Here is a 13,735-nt window from a genome sequence, read left to right as displayed (position 1 = left end):
GTAGGCGGGGTGTGTTGTCGATCGGGGGCCCGCGCCGCACGGAGGCCGGTCACGTACGAGGAGCGGGTCGCAGGCTCAGAGTGGCCAGGACAGTCACCCCCACCGTCGCCGCGGCGATCAGGAGACTGGTGTGCAGCCCGTCGACGAACCCGGCCCGGTCGGCGACCAGCGCTCCGAAGGCGGCGACTGCCAGGGCGCCGCCGAGCTGCCGGGCGGCGTTCAGCACACCGCCGGCGACGCCGGCCCGCTCGGCGGGCACGCTGTCCAGCAGCAGCGCCACCAGCGCGGTCACGGCCATCGCGCCGCCGGCGCCGACCGGCATCATCAGCACCACCGACAGCCACACCGGCGCTCCGGCCGGCACGGCCACCATGGCCAGCAGGCCCGCGACCATCAGCAACTGACCGCTGATCACCGGCATCCGCGCACCGAACCGCATCGACAGGCGGGCGGCCACCGGGCTGATGAAAGAGGTGAGCACGGTCATCGGCAGGAAGGCCACGCCGGTGGCGAGCGCGCTCAGCCCGTGCACCTGCTGGAGGTACAGCCCCAGCAGGAAGATCATCCCGTAGAAGCCGATGTTCAGGGCGAACCCGATGGCGACCGAGAGTGACATCGTGCGCGAGCGCAGCAACGGCAGCGGCGTCATCGGATGCCGGCCGCGGGCCTGCGCGATGACGTAGCCGACGCCTGCCACGACCGCCACGGCGAAGGCGACCAGGACCCGCGCGGTGCCGAACCCGTCGGCACCGGCCTCGATGGCCGCGTACGTCAGCCCGCCCAGGGCGGCGACGGCGGCGACCTGGCCGGTCCGGTCGAAGGGCACCGACCGGCGCGGGGAGGGCTGGGCGCGCTTGAGGAGCGCGAGGGCCACCGCGCCGACGGGCAGATTGACGAAGAAGATCATCCGCCAGTCGATCACGGTGAGCAGACCGCCGGCCACGGGCCCGGCCGCCGAGCCGACGGAGCCGCTCACACCCCACAGGGCGATGGCCCGCGCCCGCGCCGCCGGGTCGGGGAAGGCCTCCCGCAGCAGGGCGAGGGAGGACGGTACGACCATCGCCGCCCCGACCCCCTGCACCAGCCGCGCCGCCACCAGAACGCCCAGGTTCGGCGCCATCCCGCACACCGCGGACGCCACGACGAACAGGCCCAGGCCCCCGGCGAACGCCTGGCGGGCCCCGACACGGTCACTGATCGCGCCCGCGGACAGCAGGAACGCGGCGAAGGCGAGGGTGTAGCCGTCGACCACCCACTGCAGCCCGGTCATCCCGCTGTCGAAGCCGCGCCCGATCGAGGGCAGCGCGACGTTCACGATCATCGCGTCGACCATGATCGTGAAGAAGCCGAGCAGTACGGCGGCCAGCGCCGGGCGCCCACCGGACCTGCTGTGCGGTGGCAGGCCGACAGCGGTGGCGTGGAGAGGGGTGGGCGAGGCGGGCGTGGACACCGGACGATCTCCTGCACTGGGACGGGCGAGGTGCTGACGGAGATCGAGCCTCGCGCCTTCGCGGCGGCGGTGGCAGGCCGGGCTGTGCCGGGGATCGGCGTTCGGGGGTAATGACAGGGCCCCCCACACGCCTGCCACACAGGTCAGCGCGGTGTGACACTGACCGTATGGCATCCGCGCAGAGCAGCGGCGGCGGTACGGAGCTGGGCCAGTTCCTGCGCGCGCGCCGCACCCAGACCCGCCCCGACCAGGTCGGCCTCACCGTGGGTCCCGGCCTGCGCCGCACCCCCGGCCTGCGCCGCGAGGAACTGGCCACGCTCGCCGGCATGAGCATCGACTACTACGTCCGCATGGAGCGCGGCAAGGAGACCCGCCCCAGCCCCGCAGTGCTCGACGCCCTCGCCCGCGCCCTGCACCTCGACGACGCCGAGCACCAGCACCTGCGCGAGCTCGCCGCCCGGGCCGCCCGCTACGCCCCCGAACCCCCTCCGCCGCCCAGCAGGACCGTGCGCCCGCACCTGAAGCTGGTCCTGGAGGCGCTCCGGCCGAGCCCGGCCTACATCATCAGCCGCAGCATGGATCTGCTCGCCTGGAACCCCGGAGGCCTCGCCCTGTACGCGGGCCTCGCCGACTGGCCCGTCACACAGCGCAACCTGGCCCGCTACTTCTTCCTCCACCCCACCGCGCGCACCCTCTTCCCCGACTGGGACGAGCTGGTCCGCGGCTGCGTCGCCCGGCTGCGCAGCCTGGCCGGCACCGCCCCCGACGCGCCCGACCTCACCCACCTGGTGGGTGAACTCCTCCTCAAGAGCCCCGACTTCGCCAAACTGTGGGAGCGTTACGACGTCGTCGGACGCAAGAGGATCCAGAAGACCTTCCACCACCCCCAGGTCGGCGTCCTCACCCTCAGCGGTCAGAGCATGAACCTCGAAGGCACCCCGGGCCAACGCCTCGGCGTCTACACCGCCGAACCCGGCACCCCCGACCACGACGCCATGCTCCTGCTGGACGCGATCGCCCCCGAGCCCGCCAGGCACCGGGACATGAAGCCGGAACAGCTACCGCACTCACAGCCCTGACCTTGACTTCAACTGTTCCGACAGGGCCCACAGCCGTCGTGCGTTGTCCGGATCGACGGCGTAGCGGGCGACTCCACGCAGTGTGCCGGAGCGACGGTCGATGACCTCGGTCTCGTTGCAGTCGACGAAGTAGCGGCCGCCGACGCCTTCGAGGAGGGGGGAGGTGGCGAGGAGCACCGAGGTGGCGGCGCCCTGCTCGACGGTCTTGATGAGGTGGGCGGGAACCCTTCAGCTCCCGCGGCCGCCGGTGTGGCGCTGGAGGTTGGTGTAGATCGCGCCCGGCATCAGCGCGTTGGTGATGATGTTGTCGCCGGCCCAGCGACGGGTCGCCTCCACCGCGAAGAGGACGCCCGCGGTCTTGGACTGACCGTAGGCGAGCCATGGATCGTAGGGGCGGAAAGCGAAGTTGACGTCGTCGAACACCACCGGGGACTGCTGATGACCGGTGGAACTGACCACGACGACACGGGCGGCCCCGTCGGCGGCCAACGCGCCGTGCAGGCCAGTGGTGAGAGCGAAGTGGCCGAGATGGTTGGTGGCGAACTGCCACTCCCAGCCCTGTTCGGTGTACTTCTCGGGGCAGGCCATGACGCCCGCGTTGTTCACCAGCACATGCAGTGGGCCCTCCCAGGCGGCGGTGAAGGCGGTGACGGACGCGGGGTCGGTCAGGTCCAGGTGGGCGACACGCACCTCCTGGTTGCCGGTCGACCCGGTGATGTCCTTGGCGACACGTTCGCCCGCCGTCATGTCCCGGACGGCGAGGGTCACTTCCGCACCGGTGCCGGCGAGGGCGTGGGCCGTTGCCGCCCCGAGGCCGGAGGAGGCGCCGGTGACCACGGCGCGCCGGCCGGTGAGGTCGATTCCCTGCGCGACCTCGGTGGCCGTGCTGGAGAAACCGAACGGGGTCGTGATGGCACTCACGGATGAACTCCTTGCGGTGAGCTGAGGTTGCTGTGCGCTGATCCGCGTGCGATCTTCCGCGCTCAGGGCCTGAGCAGTCGGTCCTGCTCCACCGGCGGAGTCCCGTCGTGCCAGGGCAGGGCCTTGCCGAAGCGGATCAACTCGCCGTAGAGGGCGGGATCGACGTGCTCGGTGAAGACCAGGTCGAGCACCGCACGGGCGGCCTCGGAAGGCGACTGGGCCTGGCTGAAGTCGCTGAACCAGGGCCGGGAGGTGGCGGTGTCGACCATGCCGGGGCACACGGAGGCGATCAGGGTGCCGTCGGCGAGGTCGTGCTCGCGGCGCTCGGCCGCGACCGCGCGGACGGCGGCGACCTGGGCCACCTTCGAGGGCACGTTCAGCCAGCGCGGCCAGCCCGCCTCCTCGGCGGTCCTGTTGTGGATGGCGCTGCGCCAGGACTCGACGGCGTACTCGACCTGGTCGAGGCTCGCCCCGTCGAACAGGTGGTGCAGCCGCGGATCGAGGTGGCCGAGGGTGCCCAGGCTGCTGGCCACGACGATCAGTCGGCCGCCCGGACGCAGGACGGGGCCGAACGAGCGCAGGATCGCGTGGGTGGCGGTGTTGGAGACGTCGATGAACTCGTCGGCGCGCTCGGCCTGGGACTCCTCGGGCAGCAGTCGGGCGACGGCGTTGGAGAGCACGACATCGACGCCGCCGTGCCGCGCCCGGAGTTCGTCGGCGAGTCGGGCGATGTCGTCGGTGTCGGTGACGTCCAGGACCTGGCCCTGGACATGGCCGCGTGTGCCCGGCAGTTGGGCCACTTCGCGGGCGGCGTCCGCGACGCGCTGGTGGCTGCGGCCGGTGAGCAGTACGAGGTCGTCGGGGTCCATACGGGCCGCCAGCCCTTCGGCGAGCGCACGTCCGAGTCCCTGGTTGGCGCCCGTGACGAGGGCGATTCGCGAAGCGTTCATGCATGCCACGCTAGAAACGCGGCGTCCATGAGTCCAACGAGATTCACGCACAGCTAGTATGCGTAATCGGCATGGGCATGGGCATGGGCATGGGCATGGGCATGGGCAAGTGATCAATGATCACGGATTTGGAAGCGTCATGGACTTCACGGATGTGTCGCTGACCGCGCTGCGCGTCTTCCGTGCCGTGGCCGAACAGGGGACCTTCACCGCCGCCGCGGCGTCGCTGGGCTACACCCAGTCGGCGGTGTCCCGGCAGATCGCCGCGATCGAACGCGTGGCAGGAGCGGAGCTGCTGGAGCGGCGGCGCGACGGAGTACGGCTGACCGCGGCCGGTCTCGTCGTCATGCGCCGTGCGACGACCGTGCTCGACGAGATCGACGCGACCGCGCGCGAACTGTCCGGCCTGCCGGGGCAGACCGGGACGGTCCGGCTGGGATGGTTCCCCAGTGCCGGGGCCGTCCTGCTGCCCCGAGCCCTGGTCGCGCTGCGCCGCACGGACCCCGGCCTGCACATCGTCAGCCGCGAAGGCACAACTCCGGCGCTCGTGCGCGCGCTGCGGGCCGGCAGCCTGGACCTCGCCCTCCTGGCGTCGGCGCCCCCGTTCCGCCCGCCGGACGCCGAGTCGCCTCCACTGGCTCTGCACACGCTCACCGAACGCGCGCTGTGTCTGGCGCTGCCCGCCACCCACCCGCTCGCCCGCGGCGAGTTCGTCGACGTGGCCGATCTGCGCGGGCAGCGCTGGATCTCCGGCTCCTCCTCCGGTGAGGACCGGCTGATGGGGGTGTGGCCCGGTCTGGACGAACGCCCCGAGATCGCCCACACCGCCCGCGACTGGCTGGCCAAGCTTCACCTCGTCGCCGCCGGGTGCGGACTGACCACCGTGCCACCCGCACTCATCCAGGCGGCACCACCAGGGGTACGCATCCTTCCCGTGCGCGGTGGGCCCCAGGAGCAGCGGCGTCTGTTCCTGGCCCGCCTTCCTCACCCGCCGAGCGAACCGATCACGCGCGTGGCAGCCGCCCTCCGTGCCGCGGCCCTCGACGGCGACCCACCGGGCTCAGACCCGTGACGATCTCGCTTCCCACATGTCACTGCCGGCTCGGGGCGACACGGACGTTGACGTTCTTCATCAGTGGCTGATCGCTTTGCGTGCTGTAGTCGGCCGCACCGATGAGGGCGTTCATCTCGGGCATGTACCCCGCCGCGCAGCCACGGGGCATGTCGTAGCTCAACGCCCGGTATCCGGTGAGGGAGCGCTTGCTGCCGTCCTTGGAGGTGGCCGTGATGTCGACCAGGCTGCCGGGGGTGATGCCACGGGAACGCATGTCGGCGCGGTTCATGAGGACAAGTGTGCGCAGGTTCTTGACACCCCGGTAGCGGTCGTCGTCGGAGTAGATGGTCGTGTTCCACTGGTCGTGGGAGCGCATCGTCTGCAGCACCAACATGTCGTCCTTGGGCACGACATCCGGCAGTACGGCGGCGGAGAACTCGGCCCGGCCGGACGGGGTGAGGAACACGAGTTCGCGGGCCGGTTGCTTGATCCGGAACCCCAGCGGCAGCCGGACGCGGCGGTTGAAGTCCTCGAAGCCGTCCAGGACTTGGGCCATGGTGTCCCGGATACGGTCGTAGTCCTCGATGTACTGCTCCCAGGGGACGGCGCTGTCGGGAAGACTCGCCCGCGCCATGCCGGCGATGATGGCGGGTTCGGACAGCAGATGTGGCGACGCCGGGCGCTTCATGCCGAGCGACAGGTGCACCATGCTCATGGAGTCCTCGACGGACGTGGCCTGCGGCCCACGGCGCTGGTGGTCCTTCTCCGTCCGGCCGAGACACGGCAGGATGAGTGCCTTCCTGCCGTGGATCACGTGGCTGCGGTTGAGCTTCGTGCTGACCTGGACCGTCAGTTCGCAGCGCCGAAGTCCTTCGGCGGTGTACGTGGTGTCGGGCGCGGCCATCGCGAAGTTGCCGCCCATTCCGACGAACACCTTGACCGTGCCCCGGTGCATCCCCTCGACCACGCCGACCGTGTCCAGCCCGTGCGCACGGGGAGGGTCGATGCCGCAGACGTCGGCGAGCCGGTCGAGGAACTCGGCTGTGGGCCGGTGGTCGATGCCGCAGGTACGGTTCCCCTGCACGTTGCTGTGCCCGCGTACAGGTGACGGCCCGGCACCCTCGCGCCCCAGGTTCCCGCGCAGCAGCAGGAGATTGACGATCTCCCGAACGGTGTCCACACCGTGTTCGTGCTGGGACACCCCCAGACACCAGCTGATCAGGGTCCGGTCGGACCGCGAATACACGTCGGCGGCCTTCAGGATGTCCGCGCGCGTCAGCCCGGACTGGCGCTCCAGCTCCTGCCACGGTGTCGCCTCGCACAGGGCCCGGTACTCCTCGAACCCCTGGGTGTGGCGGTCGATGAACTCGCGGTCGAGTGCCTTCGGGTCCGAGGCCGACTCCTCGATCACCGCCTTGGCCATGCCGCGCAGGAGCGCCATGTCGCCGCCCGCACGGACCTGCAGGTTGAGCGTGCTCGTGCGCGTCGACTTGAACAGGGCCATGTCGACGAACTCGTGCGGGACGATGGTCCGGGTGGCTGCCGCCTCGATGAGTGGATTGACGTGCACGATCTGCGCACCCCGCCGATATGCCTCGGCGAGCGCGGTCAGCATGCGCGGAGCGTTGGAGGCCGCGTTGACGCCCATGATGAACAGGGCGTCGGCACTCTCCCAGTCGGCGAGGTCGGCGGTGCCCTTTCCAGTGCCGAGCGACGCCTGCAGGGCGCGTCCGGACGCCTCGTGGCACATGTTGGAGCAGTCGGGCAGATTGTTGGTGCCGTACTCACGGGCCATCAACTGGTACAGGAACGTCGCCTCGTTGCCGAGGCGTCCCGAGGTGTAGAAGGCGGCTTCGTTCGGGTCGTCGAGGGCCCGCAGCTCGCTTCCGACGAGCTCGAACGCGGCCTTCCAGGTGATGGGCTCGTAGTGGTCCGTCTCCTCGTTGTAGACCAGCGGCTCCGTCAGCCTGCCCGTGCCCTCCAGCGCGAAGTCGGTCCATGTCGCCAGCTCCGAGACGGAGTGCGCGGCGAACAGCTCACGTCCGGCACGCTTGGGCGTCATCTCCCAGGTGACGTGCTTGATGCCGTTCTCACAGATGTCGAGCTTGAGACCCTTGGTGTCGTCGGGCCACGCGCACCCCGGGCAGTCGAACCCCCCGCTCTCGTGGTTCATCTTGAAGATGGCGCGTGGCCCGTCGATCAGCGTGTGTTCCCGCAGGAGGACGTGCGTGACGCTCTTGGCGGCACCCCAGCCGGCGGCCGGATGATGGTAGGCCCGCTGCGACGGGTGCTTCTCGGTGGTGGGGCCCTCGCCTCCAGCCGGTGTCTCCGCGCCGTGCGGCGATTCGTTGTCCGCGACAGCCTTGTCGGCATCCGAGGTAGTCATGCTGGTCAGCCCTTCGTATCTGCCGCCGAAGGAGTATGTGGAAACGCTACAACCATCCTGTGGCTCCCTCAAACGGGCCACAGACGCATACGCACCCCACGGTCGTCATGCGGCGCCCGCGGGTCGTCCGCGTCGGTCGTATGTGCGGGATTCATGTGGTCCGATGAAGGCGCTCGAGCAGCACATAGGCACGCTGCTCCGCGGCTGCCAGTTGGGCGGGGTCGACATCCGCCGCGTACAGCTCCCCGGCGGCGGCGTCGTCCGCCTCGCGCAGTTCCACCACTGCCACGGCCAGCTGTGTCTGAACGGCAGGGTGCGGTACGGCGGCGGAGTCGGCCAGTGCCTGTTCGGCGCGTTCGGATGCTTCGCCGCACGCGGCCAGCGCTCGTTCCACACGTGCTGCCGGACGCCCGTGGACCACCAGCAGGGCACAGGCCAGACCGATGAGGATGCCGAGGAGACTGCCCAGCGTCCGGTCGTGGACGAGCGTTCCCACAGGGGCGGGGGATGCCAGGTCGCTCATCAGCAGTGCGAGCGGCGTGAGGAAGACGACGCCGAGGCCGTAGTTCCGGGCCACGGTGTATTCCAGCAGGAATTCGAAGACCACGATCAGGGCCACGAGAGCCGTCGGCGCCGGGTGGGTGGCCAACACGCCGAACGCGATCAAGAGCCCGGCCGCCGTACCCAAGGTGCGTTGGAGGGCACGCTCCAAGGTGGAGCGGACGTTGACGGAATGCAGGACGGCGGCCGCGGAGAGTGCGGCCCAGTAACCGTGTCCAAAGCTCAGGAACGCAGCCAGGCCACCTGCCAGGCCGGTACCGAGAGCCATCCGGAACGCGGGGACGACAAGGACCGCGACATGGCCCGGGCTGCCGGCACCGGTCCCCACGGTCAGTTCGGCGGCGCGCCGGGCCGCGGGACCGGCCTCGTCCGGATGGCCGGGTGCCGTATCTGCGGACGGGGCGGACGGGGCGGACGGGAACATCGGGTGCGGCAGCGGGGCTGGGGGACGACGGTACCTGACGGTCAGGTACCGAGCCTGCACACGCAGGTACCGCGCTGTCGGGGCGTCGGGAGTCTGTCGGCATGCGGAGGTGATCAGGAGCGACCAGGCGAGGTCGGTCAGGAAGACACATGTCCCGCTCCGCTCGCCGTGCCGCTGATCGGTTGTCAGGGGGCTCAGGCCGAGCGACTGATACGCCCGGAGGACGGCGGCGGTTGCCCGGTGCCGTGTGTGCCCGGATTCGTCGGCTCCTCCGCCTGCTTCCAGCAGGTCGGCGAGTTCGCGGAGGGCCACGGCCACCGCGAGCCGCTGCGGGCGGTCCGGGTGCACGACCCAGCCCACCAGTGCCAGTGCCCAGGCCGTGGCCGCGCCCGTTGCGGCGAGCCCTGTCTGGGCGAGCACGTCGGTGACCCTGTCGGCCGGGCCGTTGGCCGCCACGGCGAACGAGAAGAGCATCAACACGGCACCGAGGCCACTCAGCCGTGTCGCGTCGCAGAGGAACTTCGCCAGGCCAGCCGTGCCCGCCATCGCGGCAATCACCACGGCAGCGCCGAGACCTCCCGCTTGCGGATCGGTCAGCGCGGCGAGCGTCGCACCAAGCCCGACGCACATCGTCATGGCCACCGCGGCCACGGCGAGGACGCGGGCGCGACGGCGATAGGGCAGGTTGCGCCCGAACGTGGTGGTGAACGCGCCCAGCATGGGAAAGACGGCGAGCGCGGTTCGTCCGGAAAGCACCAACGGCACCGCGGGCAGCGCCATGGCCAACGCCGCGCGCAGAGCGAAGAGGAGCGCTCCGTCCACCGCGTGCAGGGTGAGCGCGCCGCGCGGCGAGAGTACGCGCGTCACATGGGTGCGGTGATGGTGGGGCATAGTACCGAGACCGTCCGGAACACCATGATAATTGCGCGACCCACCCGTGGAATTGCCACATCGGCCCACTTCTTCGAGATCAGTGAACGAGGATTCCTGCGAAGAGGTTGATGGCGGTAGCCAGAATGCTCGTGCCGAAGACGTACGACAGCAATGTGTGCCGGAGCACCATCGAGCGGATCACCGCATTGGAGACGTCGGTGTCGGAGACCTGGTAGGTCATGCCGAGGTTGTAGCTGAAGTAGAAGAAGTCCCGGTACGCCGGCGGCTGGTCGGAGTTGAAATCGATCCCGCCCCCGGAATCCACGTAGTAGAGGTACGCGTAGCGGGTTGCGTACATCAGATGCAGTGCCGCCCAGGCCATGAACACGCCGAGCAGCGCCGTCGCGGCATGGCCGCTGTCGGAGTTGCCGAGCAGGAATACCACGATGCCGACCAGACCGCACAGAGCGACGGTGACGACGACGATTTCCTCGAGGACGGGGCGCAGGTCCTCGCGTCGAGCGTTGCGTCGGGTCGAGGCGGCGTCCATCGGCCACAGCACGATCCAGCCGACCACCACGAAGAATGTCTGGGTCGCGGCGATACCCGCGAGAATGGCCAGCGGTGTGTCGCTGGACAGCGCGACGGCCACGCCGACCGCCGCTCCGACGGCGACCGCGATGGCAAGCCGTGGGACTGCGGAAAGCGACAAACGGATGCTCACGCTCACAAGCCACAACGGTAGTGCTTCGTGGCTGCTCGGCACGGCGAGAGCGGGACCAGAGGGTGACGGTATCCCGCCCACAGCCGGGCCTACGGGACGGCCCCGCGTCGTGATCGCGTCACGAGCTCCTACGGGACCGGAACTCCTTACCGGTGGCGGGGCCGCGACCGCGGTGTCGGTGGTATCCGGCATCGCGCTCATGGCGTGAGCACACGGCCTCTGACCTGGCGGTTGTGACGGCGGCGCATCACCTCGAAGGGGAGTACCGTGGCCCCGCAGTAAGCGGCCGCTCCCATCCAGATCGGCAGCATGAAAATGAGCGTGAACGAGCTGACGATCCAGCCCGTCGTGAACGTCACGTCGGCCCATAGGGGAAAAAGCGCGAGCCGGGTGGAGAACAGAGGGATCGGTCGTCCTGGGCTGCGTGACGCGGCGTACTGCACATAGGTGATGCTGGACAATGCCCCGACGATGACGGCGGCCGTGATGGTGATGATCTGCATGAGAATCTCCTGATCTGAGAAATTCTGCATCCAGAAAAGTTCACCGAGGGGCTTCGCGTCATGTCACGGAACAGCGTGACTTGAAATCAGGAACCGATCCTGATAAATGCCGCGCCCGCATCCCTACACGGGTGTATGGCCCACCAGGTAGTCCCGCACGGCTTCGGGCAGCCCCGCGTCGATGGCTTCGGCGAACGGAGCCCAGCGGATCTGTTCCGGGCCGAGTCGCGCCTCCGCCGAGGGGGCCTGGCTCAACAGCTGGCACACCACAGCGGGCCGTGCGTCCTCTCCAGCCGTCCCCTGCGGCCGCAGCACCGATGTGCCGTCGACCAGGTACCCGGTGAGCTCGTACACCAGGCGCGCCGCGCCGGCCTGCGCCGACTCGGCGGGCTGCGGGGCGCCCGACGGCAGCCCCCAGCTGTCCTGCGCGGCCACCATCAGCAGACGCCCGTCGTACACGACGACCGCGTCCACCACGCCCCGGGCAGCCTGCTCCAGCATCATGGCTCAACCGTCCCTTTCCTCCTCGCGCGACCGGCCGACCGGCCGCGTCCGAGCCCCCATTTCCTACCCGGGGCACATCGGTTCACGCGGCGCGGCGAGCTCGCGACCATGGTCGCAAACAGCTGAATCGCCCACCCTCACCCAGCTGTTCCCCCTGCACAACGGGAGCAGGAATGACCAGCGAAGCCGGGGCGATCAGCGCCGAAGCCCGTCGGGCGCTCGAACAGGAGCTTGCGGATCTGCACGCCGAACGCGACGCGGTCGCGGCAACCCTGGGCGGCGCGACCGTGACGGTGCGGTCCCTGGGCGCCCCGTAGGACCCGTGTCGCCGTCTCCCGGAGCAATTCCCGTCCGCACGGGCGCCGTGCGGTCACGAGCCGAGTGCCACCACAGCCTCGTCGGTGTACACCAGGAAGGTCAGGCTCTGGCGGAAGTACAACTCGATCTCGTTCGCGTCATGCGCGGTGTAGCCGATCGCGAGGTCCTCACCGAGCCGCAGTTCGAAGTCCCCACCGCGGGTGGACAGCAGAAAAGCGCCGTCGACCGCGGGCGCCCAGATCGGCGGGGCGTCCAGCATCCGGCTGAGATGCTCCGTGATCGGATAGCCGTGGTCGGACGTCTCGCTCACCAGGGTGTACGCGTCGGCGCCCAGCAGCAGCGAATACGGGCCGGCTACTCCGGCCAGGCGCAGGGTCGTCAGCGCGCGGCTGACGGCATCCGGGTAATCACGTGTCTCCGCCGGCAGACCGTGCACTGGATGGGAGGTGCGCCTGCGCAGCCCGTCGATGCCCGCTGCCTCGTATCCCTCGAAGACGGCCCGGTCTTCGGTGAACGCCATGGCGCGCGCCGCGTCCTTGACCGGTTGCCAGTCGGAGTCGTTCGAGCCGCGCTCTACGTCGTCCACCGCATCGCGACCGACCTTGAAGGGGACGCGCAGTTCGACCAGGGGCTGTACTTGGCGCAGGAGAGCGGTGACGCCCGGTCCGGGCCCTTCGATGCGGGTGAGATGGCCGGTGCCGACCGAGGCAAGCGCGGGACCGTCGGGTCCGGTGACGTCCACGACACGACGGCCCCCCACGTTGCGCTGGAAGGTACGGCGGGCTTCCTCCTCGATCTGTGCCCATGCCTCGGGCGTGATCGGCGCGAGTTCGCGGTGCAGGTTGTTCATACCGTTGGGCGTGGACACGTGATCAGGCTCCTTTGAGACTGCCGATGCCCAGGGAGCCCTCGGTCGCCGACGCTCCGGTGGGCGCGGCGGGTGGGTCGTCGAGGAAATCGGCGCTCGGTACGTAGAACAGACAGCCGGTGACCGCCGTGGAAAAGTCGAGGATTCGGTCGTGGGTATGGGGGTGGTCACCGAGGAACATGTTCCTCAGCATCTGTTCGGTCACCTCGGGAGTGCGCGCATAGCCGATGAAGTAGGTACCGAACTCCCTTTGCCCGATGCTGCCGAACGGCATGTTGTCACGGACGATCTTCCGTTCGTTTTCGTCCGCGTCGGTGATGGTGTTCAGTGCTACATGCGAGTCCGCGGGTTTGATGTCGTCCGGCATTTCGACGTTCGCCAGCTTTGTGCGGCCGATGACCCTTTCCTGTTCCTGCGTGGGCAACGCGTTCCAGGCGGCAAGGTCGTGCACGTACTTCTGCACGATCACGTAGCTGCCGCCCGCGAAATCGGGGTCCTCGTCACCGATGAACACCGCGTCGACCGCGACCTGACCCTCGGGGTTCTCGCTGCCGTCGACGAAGCCGAGCAGGTCGCGCTCGTCGAAGTACTTGAAACCGTGCACCTCGTCCACCACGGCGACCGCTCCGTAGAGGCGTTCGCCGATCAACTGGGCCAGTTCGAAACAGAGGTCCATGTGGTGGGCTCGCAGATGGAAGAGCAGGTCACCTGGGGTGGACGGGGCTCGATGCCGGGAGCCCGTCAACGCGACGAACGGATGCAGATCGTGTGGGCGGGGTCCTGCGAAGAGCCGGTCCCAGGCGGCGGAGCCGATGCCGACGACGCAACTCAGCTCCGCGTCCGGAGCGCGGAAACTGACCGATCGTCGCAACCCGGCCACATCCTGGAGCAGATCGCGAACAGCGGGCTCGCCGCCAGGTGCCATGGTGCACACGAGGAACAGGGCGGCTTTGGCGGGCGGGGTGATCACGAACTGCGACTCAACCACGGAGCCTGCCTCCTACTTGTCGTGGCTATGGCGCTACGCACGGCAGGATAACGTGAGGAAACAAAATAAATACTAGGATTGGGTTACGGCGATGTCGACCGGTGCGGGTACACAGGGGCCTGCCTGCGCGAA

The 13,735-nt window shown here is 69.4% G+C and carries 12 protein-coding genes and 1 pseudogene; 3 read left to right on the top strand and 10 right to left on the bottom strand.

From position 1 onward, the window contains the following. Window positions 1-49: 49 nt before the first annotated feature. Complete coding sequence (locus KVT44_RS24480) at window positions 50-1,450, bottom strand: MFS transporter (RefSeq protein ID WP_308314084.1); 1,401 nt, start codon at window positions 1,448-1,450, stop codon at window positions 50-52. A 167-nt stretch (window positions 1,451-1,617) separates the two neighbouring features. Here KVT44_RS24480 and KVT44_RS24475 point away from each other — a divergent pair, with 167 nt between their 5' ends. Then, a complete protein-coding gene (locus tag KVT44_RS24475) occupies window positions 1,618-2,529 on the top strand; it encodes a helix-turn-helix transcriptional regulator (protein ID WP_190170459.1) in 912 nt (303 codons plus the stop codon). Here the strand turns inward: KVT44_RS24475 and KVT44_RS24470 are convergent. Both KVT44_RS24470 and KVT44_RS24465 read right to left on the bottom strand, forming a co-directional pair. Continuing rightward, window positions 2,518-3,450, bottom strand: a pseudogene (locus KVT44_RS24470) (SDR family NAD(P)-dependent oxidoreductase). The gene KVT44_RS24475 and the pseudogene KVT44_RS24470 sit on opposite strands and share 12 nt — an antisense overlap. A 62-nt stretch (window positions 3,451-3,512) precedes the next feature. After that, window positions 3,513-4,400 (bottom strand): SDR family oxidoreductase, encoded by an 888-nt coding sequence (locus KVT44_RS24465; RefSeq protein ID WP_217568543.1) that lies wholly within the window; start codon window positions 4,398-4,400, stop codon window positions 3,513-3,515. A 139-nt stretch (window positions 4,401-4,539) separates the two neighbouring features. Between KVT44_RS24465 and KVT44_RS24460 the strand changes: the two genes are divergently transcribed. Further along, window positions 4,540-5,472 (top strand): LysR family transcriptional regulator, encoded by a 933-nt coding sequence (locus KVT44_RS24460; protein WP_217568541.1) that lies wholly within the window; start codon window positions 4,540-4,542, stop codon window positions 5,470-5,472. Window positions 5,473-5,491: 19 nt separating this feature from the next. Here the strand turns inward: KVT44_RS24460 and KVT44_RS24455 are convergent, their stop codons facing one another. The 5 genes from KVT44_RS24455 to KVT44_RS24435 all read right to left on the bottom strand — a co-directional run bounded on the left by KVT44_RS24455 (window position 5,492) and on the right by KVT44_RS24435 (window position 11,429). Continuing rightward, window positions 5,492-7,840 carry an FdhF/YdeP family oxidoreductase gene (locus tag KVT44_RS24455; RefSeq protein WP_217568539.1) on the bottom strand — a complete coding sequence of 783 codons (2,349 nt, stop codon included), beginning with the start codon at window positions 7,838-7,840 and terminating at the stop codon, window positions 5,492-5,494. 151 nt (window positions 7,841-7,991) lie between these two features. Then, window positions 7,992-9,716, bottom strand: a complete 1,725-nt coding sequence (locus tag KVT44_RS24450; RefSeq protein WP_217568537.1) for an FUSC family protein — start codon at window positions 9,714-9,716, stop codon at window positions 7,992-7,994. Window positions 9,717-9,795: 79 nt separating this feature from the next. Beyond that, the gene (locus tag KVT44_RS24445; protein ID WP_308314097.1) at window positions 9,796-10,422 is read right to left on the bottom strand and encodes a DUF1345 domain-containing protein; all 627 of its coding nucleotides are present in this window, start codon (window positions 10,420-10,422) and stop codon (window positions 9,796-9,798) included. A 197-nt stretch (window positions 10,423-10,619) separates the two neighbouring features. Further along, window positions 10,620-10,925 (bottom strand): hypothetical protein, encoded by a 306-nt coding sequence (locus KVT44_RS24440; RefSeq protein ID WP_217568535.1) that lies wholly within the window; start codon window positions 10,923-10,925, stop codon window positions 10,620-10,622. Window positions 10,926-11,048: 123 nt separating this feature from the next. Beyond that, window positions 11,049-11,429, bottom strand: coding sequence for an NUDIX hydrolase (locus tag KVT44_RS24435; protein ID WP_217568533.1), 381 nt, complete (start codon window positions 11,427-11,429; stop codon window positions 11,049-11,051). A 173-nt stretch (window positions 11,430-11,602) separates the two neighbouring features. Here KVT44_RS24435 and KVT44_RS24430 point away from each other — a divergent pair, with 173 nt between their 5' ends. After that, window positions 11,603-11,746 (top strand): hypothetical protein, encoded by a 144-nt coding sequence (locus KVT44_RS24430; RefSeq protein ID WP_180292698.1) that lies wholly within the window; start codon window positions 11,603-11,605, stop codon window positions 11,744-11,746. Window positions 11,747-11,799: 53 nt separating this feature from the next. On the opposite strand, the gene KVT44_RS24425 is transcribed toward KVT44_RS24430, so the two are convergent. Together KVT44_RS24425 and KVT44_RS24420 are read right to left on the bottom strand one after the other, a co-directional pair. Next, window positions 11,800-12,597, bottom strand: coding sequence for a family 1 encapsulin nanocompartment shell protein (locus tag KVT44_RS24425; protein WP_190170667.1), 798 nt, complete (start codon window positions 12,595-12,597; stop codon window positions 11,800-11,802). A gap of 22 nt (window positions 12,598-12,619) precedes the next feature. Continuing rightward, complete coding sequence (locus tag KVT44_RS24420; RefSeq protein ID WP_217568531.1) at window positions 12,620-13,603, bottom strand: Dyp-type peroxidase; 984 nt, start codon at window positions 13,601-13,603, stop codon at window positions 12,620-12,622. Between the last annotated feature and the right edge of the window lie 132 nt (window positions 13,604-13,735).

Source organism: Streptomyces sp. GbtcB7 (genome assembly GCF_019091445.1).
GTDB classification, from domain to species: Bacteria; Actinomycetota; Actinomycetes; order Streptomycetales; family Streptomycetaceae; genus Streptomyces; species Streptomyces mirabilis.
Note: the sequence above shows the minus strand (reverse complement) of the source record. Positions and strands in the feature narration are given on the sequence as shown.